Below are 14,835 nucleotides of genomic sequence, written 5' to 3'. Positions count from 1 at the left end.
TAACACGATTATGAATTTACCATCATTAAGTATAAAAAAGCCTGTCCTTGCAGGTGTATTCTCCGCTATTCTTGTAGTGGTGGGGCTTGTTGGCTGGAAATACCTTGGGGTACGTGAATTTCCCTTAACCGAACCGCCGGTAATTTCGGTAGTGACGTTTTATCCCGGAGCCAGCCCGGATGTGATTGCTTCCAAAATCACAAAACCAATGGAAGAAACAATCTCGGAGGCAAACGGATTAAGAACCATTTCTTCCGAATCCAGAGAGCAAGTAAGTATTATATCTGTAGAATTTAACCGGGATGTAGATTTGGAAGATGCCTTAAACGATGTTAGGGATAAAGTTTCCAAATCTAAAAACCAAATCCCTTCCGATGTGGATCCTCCTATCGTTGAAAAAGCATCTTCACCGGACAATTTAGTGGCTTTCCTTGAAGTTGAAAGTGATACAAAGGATATAAAAGAAGTCAGTCATCTGGCCTCGACCGTCATTAAAGACCGAATTCAATCCATTCCCGGAGTAAACAAAGTAGCAGTTGTAGGAGAGCATAAATATGCGATGCGCCTTCGATTCGATCCAATCAAACTAGCTGCTTATAAATTGACTCCGGAAGACATCAGGGTTGCATTACAAAGAGAAAATATCGATTTACCGTCCGGAAGAATTGAAGGAAATACCAGTGAAGTAAGCGTGCGATCCATCGGACGTTTGACCACTACGGAAGACTTTGAGAACATGATCATCAAAGAATCCGGAAATGCTGTAATCCATTTAAAAGATATTGGTTCTGCAGAATTAGGCGAAGTAAACGAGAGAAACGCCATCATTAACGGAACAAATAATGCCAACCGAGTTGGTGTAGGTATTGCTATCCAGATTCAGCGAGATGCAAACGCTATTGAAGTAGTGGATGAATTCTACAAAAGATTGGAACAATTACAAAAAGATGTTCCAAAAGATTATCGCTTAATTGTTGGTTTTGATTTCACTAAACCGGTTAGGGATTCCATCAAAGAAGTAGAAGAAACACTCTTTATTGCTTTTGGTTTGGTTGTTTTGGTAATCTTCCTTTTCCTGAGAGATTGGAGATCAACAATTATTCCGGTGCTGGCTATTCCGGTATCTATCCTGTCTGCGTTCTTTATCATGTACATCGCAGGGTTCTCTATTAATGTTCTGACTTTGTTAGGTTTGGTACTGGCCATTGGTCTGGTGGTAGACGACGCAATTGTTGTACTGGAAAACATCTATAAAAAGGTTGAAGAAGGAATGTCGCCGATTCAGGCTGCCTTTAAAGGGTCTAAGGAAATTTACTTCGCAGTAATCTCTACTACGATAACATTAGCAGCCGTTTTTATGCCGATTATTTTTATGGGCGGTATTAGCGGTCAGTTATTTAAAGAGTTTGCCATTGTAGTTTCCGGATCAGTAATGGTTTCCGCATTTGTGGCTTTGACCTTATCACCGATGTTAAGTGCTTATTTGCTGAAAAAACAAAATAGCCACAACTGGTTATACCGTAAAACAGAACCATTCTTCGTAAGCATGAATAAAGGTTATGAAAACCTTCTTTCGGCTTTTATGAAAAGAAGATGGATGGCTTGGCTATTCTTACTACTAACCGGAGGTCTGATTTACTTTGTTGGCACTTCGCTTCCATCGGAATTAGCACCTGTTGAAGACCGTTCCAACATAAGTTTGATTGCCATTGCCCCTGAAGGTGTTTCTTTCGACTATATGAAGAAAAACATGACTGAGGTTGGGAAATATGTAAACGATAATACGGAAGGCTTATACCAAACTTATTCTATGGTGGCCATTTCATTCATCCCCGCTCCTGCTCCAACCAATATTGCGGTGCAAAGTATCTACTTAAAGGATCCTAAAGAACGTGATGTTACCATTCAGGATTTGTATAATAAATACGGTATGGAATCCGGGCAATTCAGAAATTTTCTTCTGTTTCCTTATATGCCGCCAACAATCGGAACGCGCTACGGAGGCGGAATGCCGGTACAATATGTTTTGCAAGCCTCAAATTTAGACAGTCTGAATTTAGCATTACCTAAATTTTTAAATGCTGCCAGACAGAGTAAAAAGTTAATGTTTGTTGATGCCGATTTGAAAATGAACAAGCCGGAGCTTAAAATCAACATTGACCGTCAGAAAGCTGCTTTAATGGGAGTGTCCATTCAGGAAGTATCAAGAGCGCTACAATTGGCATTGTCCGGACAACGTTACGGGTATTTCCTTAGAAACGACAGACAATATGAAGTTATTGGCCAGGTAGAAAGACAACACAGAAATGATTTTAGTGACATCCGTACCATCAATGTAAAATCGAATAAAGGTGAGATGATTTCATTAGACAATCTGGTAACTCTTGAAGAAGGTATCAGCCCTGCTGCCATTTACCGATACGATCAATATACCTCAGCCACTGTTTCTGCAGGATTGGCTCCCGGTGTAAGTTTAGCCGAAGGTATTGAAGAAATGGAAAGAATCAAACAAGAAATATTAGGTGAAAACTTTAAAACAACAGTAGCCGGGCAATCGAGGGATTATCAGGAAAGTCAGGGCAATATCTTGTTTACACTAATCCTTTCATTGTTATTGATTTACATGATTTTAGCCGCTCAATTTGAAAGTTTGCGTGATCCGTTTATCATCATGTTAACGGTGCCAATGGCCATAACCGGTGCTTTGCTGAGTTTGTATTTCTTCGATCAGAGTTTGAATGTATTCAGTCAGATTGGAATTATCACTTTAATCGGTCTGATTACTAAAAACGGAATCCTGATTGTTGAATTCGCGAATGACCTTAAAGATAAAGGCCTTTCAAAATTTGAAGCCGGAAAACAGGCAGCCGTACAGCGATTCCGACCAATCCTGATGACATCCCTTACCATGATTTTAGGAGCCGTGCCTATCGCAATGACGGTTAACAGCCGACAATCTTTAGGGATTGTTATTGTTGGCGGACTCTTATTTGCCGGAATCCTGACCCTTTTTATAATTCCTGCGGTGTATTCCTATTTAGCCAGCCCTAATAAAAAAGTAGTTATTGAGGAAGTACAGGCAGACACAAATGAAGAACAATTTTAAAATTTTAAAAATGAAAATGATGAAAACAAATGTGCTTAAAATTCTTTTTGTTCTGACTTCTTTATTTTCAGTTGTAATTGCTGTCGGACAAACAAAAGCAATTAGCCTTAAAGATGCGATTTCCATCGCTTCAAACGGCAATAAAGAAGTAAAAATCCAACGTCTGGAAGAAAACAGACTGAAAGAAGTTACCAAAGAAATCAAAGGGCAAATGCTGCCTTCCATAAACGCCAAAAGTGAATTCTCGCATTATTTTGACAGACAGGTGATATTCTTGCCCGGTTCATTTACTGGAACAACAAACCCTGTAGAAAATGTTGCAGTAGGAGGCCTAAACAGCTTCAATACAAGCATTTTATTTTCTCAGCCTTTGCTGTCTAAAAGTATTTCAAGACAGAAAAAATCGGCGGTTATCAACGAAAAAATCCAATCTGAAATTACTAAAGATGCTGAAAGTAAATTGGTTTTTGATGTGAGTAAAAGCTACCTGAGTATTTTACTTATGAAAGGGCAACTTGAATTGCAACATAAAAGTTTAGAGCGAAACCTTAAAGAACTGGAAGATGCAAAGTCTTTATATGCTGTTGGCCGCAATCTGAAAATTGACACCTTAAGAAGTTTTATTTCGGTTAAAAATATTAAGTCTTCGATTTCATATTTAAAAAACAGCATCGAAATCCAAACAAGCCAATTCAAAAAAGAAATCGGTTTAGATGCCAATGAAACCATTGAACTAACTGATAAACTTGTACTTCAGGACGATTATGAGTTCAATCAGTTGCTGAATGAATATATGGTTGTGGATAATAACAGACCTGAAATCACAACAAACGCATTGAATTTACTGCAAAGTAAATTCAAAACAATCGAGATTGACAGACCCGACATTGCTATTCAGGAACTAAGCGTTAAGCTGGAGGAACGAAAAAAATCGCAGATTAAAGGACAGAGTATTCCTCAGATCAATTTGGTGGGACAATATCAGGTTCAATCGCAAATGGATGATTTAAAAATCAATAAAGCGGTATGGCCAACCACCTCTTTCGTAGGGCTGCAACTCACGCTTCCTATATACAACGGAAATAAAATTGCTTCTCAGGTAAAACAATCCAACATAAGGATAGAACAGGAAAAAATAAAACTTGAAAGCTTAAAAGACAATGTAAAAATCGAATTGGTTTCCATCATCAGAAATTGGGAAGATGCCAAAGTACAACTTGATATTCAGAAGAAAATCCTTGAGGCTGCCAATTTAAATTACAAAATGAATCAGGAAAGATACGCCAATGGCTTAGGATCTAAATTAGAAACTAAAGATGCTGAAGCTTCCTTGATCACTGCAGAAATGAACCATTTACAAGCCATTTACAATCTTCGGGTTTTAAAAATCGAATTGCAAAAATCTTTAGGACAATTAGCATTAAACAACATCTGAAATTCAAACTAAAACAATTAATACAATGAAATCTAATGCACATTCAAAGCGCTGGACAGCTTTACTTTTACTATGTACTGCGCAATTTTTAGTTATCATGGACACTTCCATAATAGGTGTCGCTTTACCGGCTATAAAAGCAGATCTGGGATATACACAATCCGGATTACAATGGATATTTAATGCCTATGTAATATTCTTTGGCGGTTTACTTTTGTTAGGCGGAAAATTATCCGACTTATTTGGTTCCCGAAAAGTGTTTAACTGGGGATTCCTGATCCTTACCTTATCTTCGCTTTTTGCAGGTTTAGCTTGGTCGGACATGGCTCTTAATACTGCAAGGGCACTTCAAGGTGTTGGTTCCGCCTTAATTGCGCCATCAGCCTTAACACTTTTACTGTCAACTTTTACTGATCCTAAAGAACTTAATAAAGCCTTTGGTTTTTGGGGAGCCTCTGCGGCTGCCGGAGGTTCTGCCGGTGTGTTTTTTGGAGGAGCAATTACAGAGTGGCTTTCCTGGAATTGGATATTCTTAATCAATATTCCCATTGGAATTGCAGTCTTATTTTACAGCAAAAAATACCTTAAAAAAGGCGTTAGCAAAAAAGGAAATGTAGATATTTTGGGTGCCGTGTTAATTACATCTGCTTTGGTTCTTACGGTATATTCAATCGTTTCGGCCGAAAATGTTGGCTGGACTTCTGTACAAACCATAGGTCTTTTATCACTTTCATTAGCACTTTTTCTGATTTTTCTTTTATCGCAAAAGAAGAAGCAAGAACCGCTTATTTCCTTATCAATTTTTAAAGCACCGAATCTTAGTTCCGGAAATATTGTTATGGCTTTATTGGCCGGTTCATGGATTCCGCTATGGTTTTACTTAAATCTTTATTTACAACAAATCCTTAATTATTCTGCTTTTGAAAGTGGACTGGCTCTTTTACCAATGACAATTTGTATCATGTTGGTTATGGTTGGGTTTACCGGTAAATTGGTTGGTAAATTTGGTTTCAAATCAAACTTAATAGTTGGACTATTATTGTTAACATTATCATTATTGTTATTTGGCACCGCTCCGGTAGAAGGATCGTTTTTAAGTAATGTTTTACCTGCATCGTTGTTGGGAGCATTGGGAATGTCTTTGGCTTATATTCCAGGAACTATTGCCGCCACTTCAGGAGCTAAGCCTGAAGAAACCGGTTTAGCATCAGGATTGGTTAGCTCAAGTTATCAGATTGGTTCTGCAATTGGGCTTGCCGTAATTGTTGCGATTGCAGCGTTTTATACAAGTTCAATCGACGCAACAACAACAAAACTAACCGCTCTTAATGAAGGGTTCCGGTTTGCGTTCAATTCCGCAGCAATTTTATCATTCAGTGCTTTACTAATTGCCGCTGTTTACATAAAAAAACCTGAACAGATAATCAATTAAAAAACACTGTTTTTCTAAACAGCAAGCCTAAAAACTTATTTCGGGCTTGCTGTTTTCTATTGTTCAGAGTAATATCAAAATAATAAAGCTTTCATTCCAAAACTTAAACTATGTACAATTGCCTTATAATAGATGATGATGAACTTGACAGACTTACAATTTCATTATTGCTTAAAAAGTTTCCGGATTTTAATATTGTGCATTGCTGTTCCAGTATAGCATCTGCAAAATATTTTATAGAAAACGGTACTATTGATGTAATTTTCACTGACATAAACATGCCTGAAATTTCCGGTCTTGATTTCAGAAAACAAAATTTAAACATTCCGGTTTGCGTGTTTATAACTTCGTACCCTGAGTTCGCTCTTGAAAGTTATGAAACGAATACTTTTGATTATTTAACAAAGCCGGTCAGCTTACTCAGACTTACTGATACTGTCGACAAAATCAAAAGCTTTTTTGAAGTTAAAGCAAAAGCCTCTTCTTTTGAATCTGCAATCGGGAGTGATATTGTGTTCATTAAAGAAGGGAGGAATCATACCAAAATAAAACTACATGATATAATTTACCTTGAAGCTCTCAAAGATTATACAATATTAACATCTGTACAAAAAAAGCATTTTGTATTAAAAGGGCTTGGTAAACTGCTTGAGGAAGATACTTACAAATCATTTGTAAGGGTTCATAGAGGCTTTGCAGTTCAGAAACATTATATCAAACATATTAATTCTAGAGAAATCGTTTTGAAAAATAATGTTTCCATTCCCATAGGCAAATTCTACAGAGAAAATATTGAATCCATGTTATGATGTATGAGCCAATCTGTTTAACGATTTTATTAATCGCAATAATAGCCTTTAGTTGTATTATTCGTCAAATCATCATCCTGAAAAAGAAAAACAAAATACTTCTACTCTTAAATGACGAACTATATAAAGAAAATAAAGCAAAAATGCAGTTATTCAAAATTCTGTGCCATGATTTAAGAGGACCTGTCTCCAGCTTAATTCAGCTGCAACAGGTAGCCGGATTGGTTGATAAAAAAACAAACGATAAACTTAAAAAGAAAGCAATACATAAAACCGAAAAATTATTATATTTTATGGAAGATTTACTTTTATGGGGAAAGGGTCAAATGGTAAATTTCACGACACAATCTGAAACAATCTGCATAGATTCGTTGTTTAAATACGCTGAAAAACACTTTTCTGATGATGAAGAAATTACCTTTTCATTTCATAATCCTGAAAAACTTATGTTATTTACGGATCATGATTTTGTAAAAACCATCCTGAGGAATTTAACAGCTAACGCCTTGGCATTTACTAAAAATCTGCCCAATCCCTTAATTACATTTAAAGCCTGGTCTGATGAATATTCAGTTTACATATCAGTGTTTAATAATGGAGAAGCTAAAAATTTCAATCGTTTTAATACTCTGTATCACGAAAACGACTACGTTAATTCGAGATCCGGGTTAGGGCTTCATCTTATACGGGATTTAGCCCAAATAATTGATTGTAAATTATCCACAAATTTTACCGAGGAAGGAACTACAATTAAACTCACATTTGAAAAACAACAACTTAATTAACCACGGTTTATAGATACTTAAAATAGATAAACTATCATATTAATAGACATAAACCCTTTGGGGCTTACTGTTCATTTTTCTAGTAGTATCTAATTTTGTTTTTATAATTAAACTTCATTTAAAAACATGAAAGTAATTTTCACACTAACCGCTCTTTCTTTGTCTATTTTTAGCATAAATGCACAATGTTGGAAAGATATCGGCAAAGGAGGTTTTGGCAATGCTGGCATAAAACAAGATGGGACTCTTTGGGCATGGGGGCTTAACACTGACGGAAGACTGGGTGACGGAACATTCACAAACAGATCATCACCTACTCAAATAGGTATTGATACTAACTGGAAAAGCCTAAGTACCTATGGCATTTGTACTTTGGCCATTAAAACAGATGGAACACTTTGGGCATGGGGCAACAATTCCTATGGTCAGTTGGGAGATGGAACAACCATTAATAGAATAGTCCCAACCCGAATAGGCACCGACAGTAACTGGTTAAGTGTTAGTGCCAGTAATAATCATGTCCTGGCCCTAAAAAAAGACGGAACGCTTTGGGCATGGGGTTATAATTGGCATGGACAGTTGGGAGACAACTCAACAACTAACAGACGGATTCCAACTCAAATAGGTACTGACACCACCTGGAAAAGTATAAGTGCAGGCGGAAATCACAGTCTTGCATTAAAACAAGACGGAACGATATGGACATGGGGATATAATTGGTATGGACAGTTGGGAGACGGTACAAATTCGAACAAATTGGCTCCTACGCAAATAAACACAAGTAATATCTGGACTAGTATAAATGCCGGCAATAATTTTTCCTATGCTATCAAATCTGACGGTACACTTTGGGCATGGGGTTATAACGGAGGAGGCATTTTAGGAACGGGAGACGGAGGGATAACAACAATGCTATACATTCCTACTCAAGTAGGCACCAACAATAACTGGTTAAGCATTAATGCTGGAGGTATCCATAACTTAGCAATTAAACAAGATGGGACACTATGGGCATGGGGCTATAACACTATGGGACAAATAGGACAAACCGGGGCTGACAATGTCTATATTCCTACTCAAATAGGTACAAACAATAACTGGTTAAGTGTTAGTGCCGGGAATAATCAACAGAGTTATTCAATTAAACAAGATGGAACACTATGGGCATGGGGATTTAATGAAAATTATGAATTAGGAAACGGAACAATGACTAATACAACCACGCCAACAGTTATCAGTTGTAACAACCTAAGCGTTTCACAGCCAGAAGAAGCTACTGTAAGTATTTACCCCAATCCTACAAAGGGCATTGTGTATTTCAAATCTTTAGATCTTATAGCAAAGGTAGAAGTATTTGACCTCAACGGAAGATTAATAAAAACAATCGGAACACAAAACGATACAATTGACTTAAGTTTTATAAATAAAGGAATCTATTTACTGAAAATATTTACAGATGAGAACGTGTTTATTACCAAACTAATTAAAGAATAAGTTTTGCTAATGTTCTCATACTATATTTATCATTGCCATATTTGGTAATACATCATTACAGCTGTAAATGATTTTTTAAGTCTGTTTTTCTATCACGGTTAACCGATAACCTGCTGATTATTATGAATATTGTTTGATAAAAATTTTACTTCACAAATAAAAAAAGCTGCAAAAACATGATGTTTTTGCAGCTTTTTACTTGGAAATAGTTTAATGCATGAACTTTCATTCCCATCTTTACTCCCTCAGATTCCGATGAATTTTAATTCTTCTGGTGTGATACTCTTTTTACGTTATAGCTTTTATTAGTATTAAATCTTGTCAAACCCTTTCAACCATGCAATTATAGCAACCCGGCTTGGCATTATGAATGTGTATATAGCTTACTTTATCATTCTCGAAAATCTGGATTAGATTCTCTTTTAAATTTTGTCCCTCAACAACACTAGCACTAAGCATTATTCCATTTTTGTCATACCCTCTTAAAGAAAGCAGCCTGTGATGAAACATCTTTGGAACTTCGTTAACACCCAGAACTGCTGTTTTAGCATTCTTTCTTACAAATATTGGCCCGCTTGCCCGGTAAGGCGAATTTGTTTTGTGATGCTCGTAGGACAAAAGAATGACTTCCTCTCCTATTTGGGCATCTTCTAAACTAACTCTGCAAGGAAAACCTGGATATTCATCTACGATCATTCTCTTTGCTCCAAGCTCTTCTAACACACTGTCTTCCAATTGAAACAGATTGGAGAACTCGGTATCTTCTAATGATTTTAATTTAAAATTTATTGTCATGGTTACTTTCGCTTTTTTTAATCAGAATTGAATTAGTGTATAAAATTACACTTTAAGAGAATCACAATATCATCAGGAACATATTTTTAATCTTCCAAAACTTTAACAACATCCTCTTCCAACGGATTAATCTTGATAATAATTCCGTTTTTATCAACTAAAAAAGATGCAGGCAGTGCCTCAACATTATAATCCTGAGCCGATTTTGCGTTCCAGAAATTTGTATCATTAACTTGCGTAAAAGTTACTTTATCTTTCTTAACCGCATTTTCCCATGACGTCTTCTTGGAATCAAGTGAAACGCCTATAATTTCAAAACCTTTCAATTTAAACTCCTGATACATTTTCTCCAATTTTGGATTAGATTTTCGACAAGGAGCGCACCAGGAAGCCCAAAAGTCAATCAAAACCGTTTTTCCTCTAAAATCAGACAGTTTCACTTCTTTGCCTTCCATAGTGTTCAATACTATTTCCGGTGCCTTGTCTCCTTCTTTTAATTGTGAAAAACTTTTAAATGGAAACATGATGATTGCCGCAAGCAAAACAATTTTTACCACTACATTAATTTTTAATTCCATCATTAATACTCTTTAATTTAAACTTATTTTGATTTGAATGCATTATAAAAATTATACTCCAAACGAACCTGAAAACCGTTTGGTGATGATCGGTACATATCACTATACAACTGATGACGATATCCCAAATCTAACCTTGCGCGGCTTTTGATGATAAATTGAACTGACGGCGCAATGTCCAGATATGATTTTCCGTTATCGTTTAAACGCTGACCTAAAAACTCTAACATTAAATTGAAATTCGTCTGGTCATATCCTGTATATTTTTTTGGTAACATCAATTTACCTACTGAAAACGTGTAATTAACTGCACTGTTTGAATAATGGTCCGGAAAAGAATTCGATCCGTTATCTAATGCTTTTTCAAAACTCAATGAACCGCTTATAGCTACTTTATGAAGTAATTGTGTTCCGATTACTCCTAATTCATATCCGGTATTATGTCCCACAATTTCTAATTCTTCCTGATGCACCTCAGAATTATTGCGGCTCAATCTTGCATAGGCTGCCATTCTGTAATGCTTTTTCACATCATCGTTATTCAGAAATTTATATTGAGCATAAATTCCTTCTCCTTCATATACCATAACTCCTTTGGAATTATTGATATATGCCTGCCCCATAACCATCAACTTGTTTGTAATCCCATACTTTATTTCAGGCATGTAGTGAATGCTTGTTCCGGATTCATATTTTTCATCATAAAATGAAGCCATTAAACGAGCGCTTAAAACATTTGAAGGCAGGTTACTCGCCGGTTCGGTATAGACAAAAAGTTCCTGCGCCTTTCCCTGTAAACCTATTACAAGGATGGCAAAAAACAATACTATTTTTTTCATTTTTTTTAGATCGTGATGTTAAAAATTCTCTCAGAATTACTTTCCACTAATTTGGTTTTCAGTCTTTTGTATTCTTTAGGAGCAACAAAATTTTTGTTGATCAACCTAAACATTACGTCGCCGTTTAACTTGTTTTCCTTAACATCAACAAAATGGAATTTTTTCCCTTCAAGTTCAAAATTGACACCATCCTTAGCCTCAAGATTTGCTACGTTCATAACAAACTGAAATCCCGATATTGAAAAACCGGTTTTTTCAACAGCTTTATGTACCGCATCTAAATCTACAGTTTCATTTTCTTTAAACTTTATTGTGAAGATTGATTTTTCAACATCACTTTCAACATTCTCAATAAATGATACTTTTTTAAGTGATTTATAAATTGAATTACTACACATACTACAGGTTAAACCACTTGCCTGAATACTGGCACTCTTAATTTGTGCATTAGAGATAAAACCGGTTAGCATTATTAATGCTATAAAGATTGTTTTTTTCATTGCTTTAATTTTTATTTATTTATTGATACAACACTTTTCTCAGCGTTAATCGGTTTGTAATTATTTTTTTGATTTTCTTGGACGATCGTATTGACAGCATTCATGAAGATTGTTGTAAACATTGTCTGGAGCTGTAAAAATTTCACTGTCATAACCCGCATTGGCTATTTTTTTCAAAATTGATGATGCATTTGTCTTTTTGGAGTCAAACGTTATAGTCAAAACTTTTGTTTCCACATCCCAATGTGCTTTTGAAACAGCTTTCTTTTCCGCAGCTTTTTCAATTACATTTTTGCACATTCCACAATTACCGTAAACTTTCACTTTTTCTGTTTTAGCATTTTTAATTTGTGCCTGTGCACTTAAGAATGATAACAGCAGCATAATTCCTAATAACATTTTTTTCATAAATTTCATTTTATTTGATTTTTTAATTAAATGATTTTTTTATCATTACTTATGCAAATTTCAGAAGTATAGAGCGTATAAGGGTTACGCTTTTTTTTGTCAATCTTGTAAAATTTACAGCTAACGTTCATCTTTATAATTCTTTCATAGCTTGTTAATATGAAATAAAAAGTTACAAACCGTTACTGATGGAAATAAAAAAATCCGTGATTTGCACCACGGATTTCAACAATTAAAAATAACCAAACTATCAGAAACACCTACCTCTGAGTTAACTTTACAAACATTATTGTTTTATAATTTTCACGTTTTGAACAGTATTATTATTAAAGGTAATTTTAGCAGTATAACAGCCCTCATTTAGCTTTGAAATATCCAATTGACCATTTGTAAAATTCAATTCCTTATCTAAAGCGCATTTACCTAGCATATCATAAATTTTAAGGGATGAAATTTCATAGTTTGCTGATATGTTCAATACATCCTTTGTCGGGTTTGGATAAACCTTAATTCCCATTATATTCTGATCAGGATTATTCACTCCTAATGTAATATTATTGATTTGGTGTTTAACTATTCCCAAATCGCTGGTTGCTATATAAACATTAATTGTACTTCCGGCAAAATCGTAATCCATCTCATAAGATTGTACGTATGCAATAGCTGATGGCGGTATTTCCGTCCAGCTTATGCCTGTATCTTGACTGTAAAGTATAGAAGCATTATCCGTTTCTGTTGAATATACGGAACCAATTATAACTCCGTTAGATAATGGTGAATGTTTGATTTTTTTAACATTTGATCTGGAACTCAACAAACTCCATGCTTCACCGGAATTATACGTCGTAAATATTCCATTTGTAGTACATATAGTAAACTGATTTGAATTCAACGGATTAGCATCAAGCCCCCAAATATAACCTCCCATAGTTGGATCTAGCGCTTCTAATCCTATAGAAAAATCGGCCCATCGGGAGCCCCCATCACTCGATTTATAAAAACGAGTCCTTTTAGTAATAAACATCGTGTTCGGATCTGTTGGGTGAATTGCAAGACCAGTAATCAGTTCTTCACCAGAAGCTAAATCAGGGGTTTGAATATCTGTAATTTGAATATCCCAAATATTTGTAAAATCGATTTTAGTTAAACTCCCTGCTCCGCCTGATCTAAAAGCAACAAAAATAATGTTCGGATTGGTCGGATGTACCTTAAGTGCAGTTACTTCTTCTGCAAAAGTCTGGAAAAGATCGACAGTGTTTTCACCATAGTCTGTACTCATTTTCAGAACTCCTCCGAAAAAACCCATAGTCGAATATACAAAAAGCCTGCCTGCAATTGTTGGATCCGGTATGATACTATTACGTCTGACATTATACGCATTCGGCTGCTGAACATTATAAGACGATGTTAATGAGCTGTTTATATTTTTGTGAAAGATTCCGCCCTGAATATCATAATATAAATGTCCATTACCAGCATATTTAGCATGTGAACTCCTCATAACAAAACAAAACGGGGCAGAAATTTGTTCCAGGGTTGCAGTTGCCATATCATAAAATTTCGGATAATAATCTGTTGAAATAGCAATTTGATTATAATTATACGGATTAAAAGATGCATTTAAACCATAATAATACGTTAAATCTTCAATTGGATAAGCTGTAGCATTCCATGTAGCTCCTCCATTTGCAGAAGTTACAATGTCATTTTCTTCTAGGACAATAATCTGTTGGCTGTCTAAAGGATTAAAAGCAATCTTAGTTATATTATTCATTCCGCCATCAGACCATGCGATAGGCTGCGGATTCCATGTCACACCGTTATCTGAAGATCTGTAAAGGTTTTCGGGATGCATTCCATACCCCATGCTGGATCCAATTAATACATCGTTGGGATTAGAGGGGTTAAATGCTATTGGATCAAGTGTTACACCTTCTAATGTTTGACCCCATGTTTGACCTGCATCATTTGAAATTAATAGTCCTCCATCTACAGCCGTATCCCCATGTCCTCTTGCTAAAAATAATTTGTTAGGATTATTAGGGCTTATGGCAACATTGTTAATAAAAACGTTGTCATTTGAAACCGTATAATATACTTCACTCCAAGTGTTTCCACCATTTACAGTGTAAAACGTTTTCCCCTGATAAGATAATCCCACAAAAAAACCGGTATCAACAATCATAATATTAGCTGCTGCATCATGAATACTGTATGTTTTTAAATCACTCAGCCCCGCACCATCAACACCACTTTGAGGAATAAGAACCGATTGGGATAAGGTATTGGTGGTTAAGTTAAATATGTAAATGGCCTCTTGAGTCCCAAAAGACAATGCATTATTTCCCGGCAATAGCTTTAACCCGGTAATGAAAGTGTTGCCTGGATAAGTATAAAGCAAATTCCAACTTAAACCATTATCATGGGATACCACAATATGATTACCTAATGTTGATGCGTAAAGTTTGTTTTGGGTAACAGGATCATACGTTATGTTTTGCAATTTTGCATAATCCTTAGAAGCTTCGAAACTTACCTGTGCTTCACTAAAAAAAGCTGTTCCCAGCATTAAAAAAGTAAAAATAATTTTTTTCATAGTTATTAATTTTTTTTCGAAAGTATTTAAAAGCCTACTTTCCCGGTAAAAATGGGGC

At 35.6% G+C, this 14,835-nt stretch carries 12 protein-coding genes; 6 read left to right on the top strand and 6 right to left on the bottom strand.

What is annotated here, in order from left to right:
• Positions 1-10 precede the first annotated feature (10 nt).
• The 6 genes from ABGT15_RS12480 (at position 11) to ABGT15_RS12455 (ending at position 9,061) form a co-directional block, all read left to right on the top strand.
• Complete coding sequence (locus ABGT15_RS12480) at positions 11-3,106, top strand: efflux RND transporter permease subunit (protein ID WP_367231773.1); 3,096 nt, start codon at positions 11-13, stop codon at positions 3,104-3,106.
• A 16-nt stretch (positions 3,107-3,122) separates the two neighbouring features.
• A complete protein-coding gene (locus ABGT15_RS12475) occupies positions 3,123-4,541 on the top strand; it encodes a TolC family protein (protein WP_367231772.1) in 1,419 nt (472 codons plus the stop codon).
• Between the two features lie 25 nt (positions 4,542-4,566).
• The gene (locus tag ABGT15_RS12470) at positions 4,567-5,973 is read left to right on the top strand and encodes an MFS transporter (protein WP_367231771.1); all 1,407 of its coding nucleotides are present in this window, start codon (positions 4,567-4,569) and stop codon (positions 5,971-5,973) included.
• Positions 5,974-6,083: 110 nt separating this feature from the next.
• The gene (locus ABGT15_RS12465; RefSeq protein ID WP_367231770.1) at positions 6,084-6,782 is read left to right on the top strand and encodes a LytR/AlgR family response regulator transcription factor; all 699 of its coding nucleotides are present in this window, start codon (positions 6,084-6,086) and stop codon (positions 6,780-6,782) included.
• A 143-nt stretch (positions 6,783-6,925) separates the two neighbouring features.
• Positions 6,926-7,567, top strand: a complete 642-nt coding sequence (locus ABGT15_RS12460; RefSeq protein WP_367231769.1) for a sensor histidine kinase — start codon at positions 6,926-6,928, stop codon at positions 7,565-7,567.
• A gap of 126 nt (positions 7,568-7,693) precedes the next feature.
• Positions 7,694-9,061, top strand: a complete 1,368-nt coding sequence (locus ABGT15_RS12455) for a T9SS type A sorting domain-containing protein (RefSeq protein ID WP_367231768.1) — start codon at positions 7,694-7,696, stop codon at positions 9,059-9,061.
• A gap of 321 nt (positions 9,062-9,382) precedes the next feature.
• On the opposite strand, the gene ABGT15_RS12450 is transcribed toward ABGT15_RS12455, so the two are convergent.
• The 6 genes from ABGT15_RS12450 to ABGT15_RS12425 all read right to left on the bottom strand — a co-directional run bounded on the left by ABGT15_RS12450 (position 9,383) and on the right by ABGT15_RS12425 (position 14,777).
• On the bottom strand, positions 9,383-9,856 hold the full coding sequence (locus ABGT15_RS12450; protein WP_367231767.1) for a DUF1203 domain-containing protein: 474 nt from the start codon (positions 9,854-9,856) through the stop codon (positions 9,383-9,385).
• An 86-nt stretch (positions 9,857-9,942) separates the two neighbouring features.
• Positions 9,943-10,437 carry a peroxiredoxin family protein gene (locus tag ABGT15_RS12445; RefSeq protein ID WP_367231766.1) on the bottom strand — a complete coding sequence of 165 codons (495 nt, stop codon included), beginning with the start codon at positions 10,435-10,437 and terminating at the stop codon, positions 9,943-9,945.
• Between the two features lie 20 nt (positions 10,438-10,457).
• The gene (locus ABGT15_RS12440) at positions 10,458-11,273 is read right to left on the bottom strand and encodes a hypothetical protein (RefSeq protein ID WP_367231765.1); all 816 of its coding nucleotides are present in this window, start codon (positions 11,271-11,273) and stop codon (positions 10,458-10,460) included.
• A gap of 5 nt (positions 11,274-11,278) precedes the next feature.
• Entirely contained in the window at positions 11,279-11,773 is a 495-nt protein-coding gene (locus ABGT15_RS12435) for a heavy-metal-associated domain-containing protein (RefSeq protein ID WP_367231764.1), read from the bottom strand.
• Between the two features lie 60 nt (positions 11,774-11,833).
• The gene (locus ABGT15_RS12430; RefSeq protein ID WP_367231763.1) at positions 11,834-12,181 is read right to left on the bottom strand and encodes a heavy-metal-associated domain-containing protein; all 348 of its coding nucleotides are present in this window, start codon (positions 12,179-12,181) and stop codon (positions 11,834-11,836) included.
• A 286-nt stretch (positions 12,182-12,467) separates the two neighbouring features.
• Positions 12,468-14,777: a T9SS type A sorting domain-containing protein gene (locus ABGT15_RS12425; protein ID WP_367231762.1), complete on the bottom strand. Its 2,310-nt coding sequence runs from the start codon at positions 14,775-14,777 to the stop codon at positions 12,468-12,470.
• Between the last annotated feature and the right edge of the window lie 58 nt (positions 14,778-14,835).

The organism is Flavobacterium enshiense (genome assembly GCF_040750275.1).
Lineage (GTDB): Bacteria > Bacteroidota > Bacteroidia > Flavobacteriales > Flavobacteriaceae > Flavobacterium > Flavobacterium enshiense_B.
This window is presented reverse-complemented; position numbering and strand designations above follow the sequence as displayed.

Bases quoted from the DNA above. Each gene is read 5' to 3' on its own strand.
- ABGT15_RS12480 (WP_367231773.1), top strand. From the start codon at position 11: ATGAATTTACCATCATTAAGTATAAAAAAGCCTGTCCTTGCAGGTGTA.
- ABGT15_RS12475 (WP_367231772.1), top strand. From the start codon at position 3,123: ATGATGAAAACAAATGTGCTTAAAATTCTTTTTGTTCTGACTTCTTTA.
- ABGT15_RS12470 (WP_367231771.1), top strand. From the start codon at position 4,567: ATGAAATCTAATGCACATTCAAAGCGCTGGACAGCTTTACTTTTACTA.
- ABGT15_RS12465 (WP_367231770.1), top strand. From the start codon at position 6,084: ATGTACAATTGCCTTATAATAGATGATGATGAACTTGACAGACTTACA.
- ABGT15_RS12460 (WP_367231769.1), top strand. From the start codon at position 6,926: ATGCAGTTATTCAAAATTCTGTGCCATGATTTAAGAGGACCTGTCTCC.
- ABGT15_RS12455 (WP_367231768.1), top strand. From the start codon at position 7,694: ATGAAAGTAATTTTCACACTAACCGCTCTTTCTTTGTCTATTTTTAGC.
- ABGT15_RS12450 (WP_367231767.1), bottom strand. From the start codon at position 9,856: ATGACAATAAATTTTAAATTAAAATCATTAGAAGATACCGAGTTCTCC.
- ABGT15_RS12445 (WP_367231766.1), bottom strand. From the start codon at position 10,437: ATGATGGAATTAAAAATTAATGTAGTGGTAAAAATTGTTTTGCTTGCG.
- ABGT15_RS12440 (WP_367231765.1), bottom strand. From the start codon at position 11,273: ATGAAAAAAATAGTATTGTTTTTTGCCATCCTTGTAATAGGTTTACAG.
- ABGT15_RS12435 (WP_367231764.1), bottom strand. From the start codon at position 11,773: ATGAAAAAAACAATCTTTATAGCATTAATAATGCTAACCGGTTTTATC.
- ABGT15_RS12430 (WP_367231763.1), bottom strand. From the start codon at position 12,181: ATGAAAAAAATGTTATTAGGAATTATGCTGCTGTTATCATTCTTAAGT.
- ABGT15_RS12425 (WP_367231762.1), bottom strand. From the start codon at position 14,777: ATGAAAAAAATTATTTTTACTTTTTTAATGCTGGGAACAGCTTTTTTT.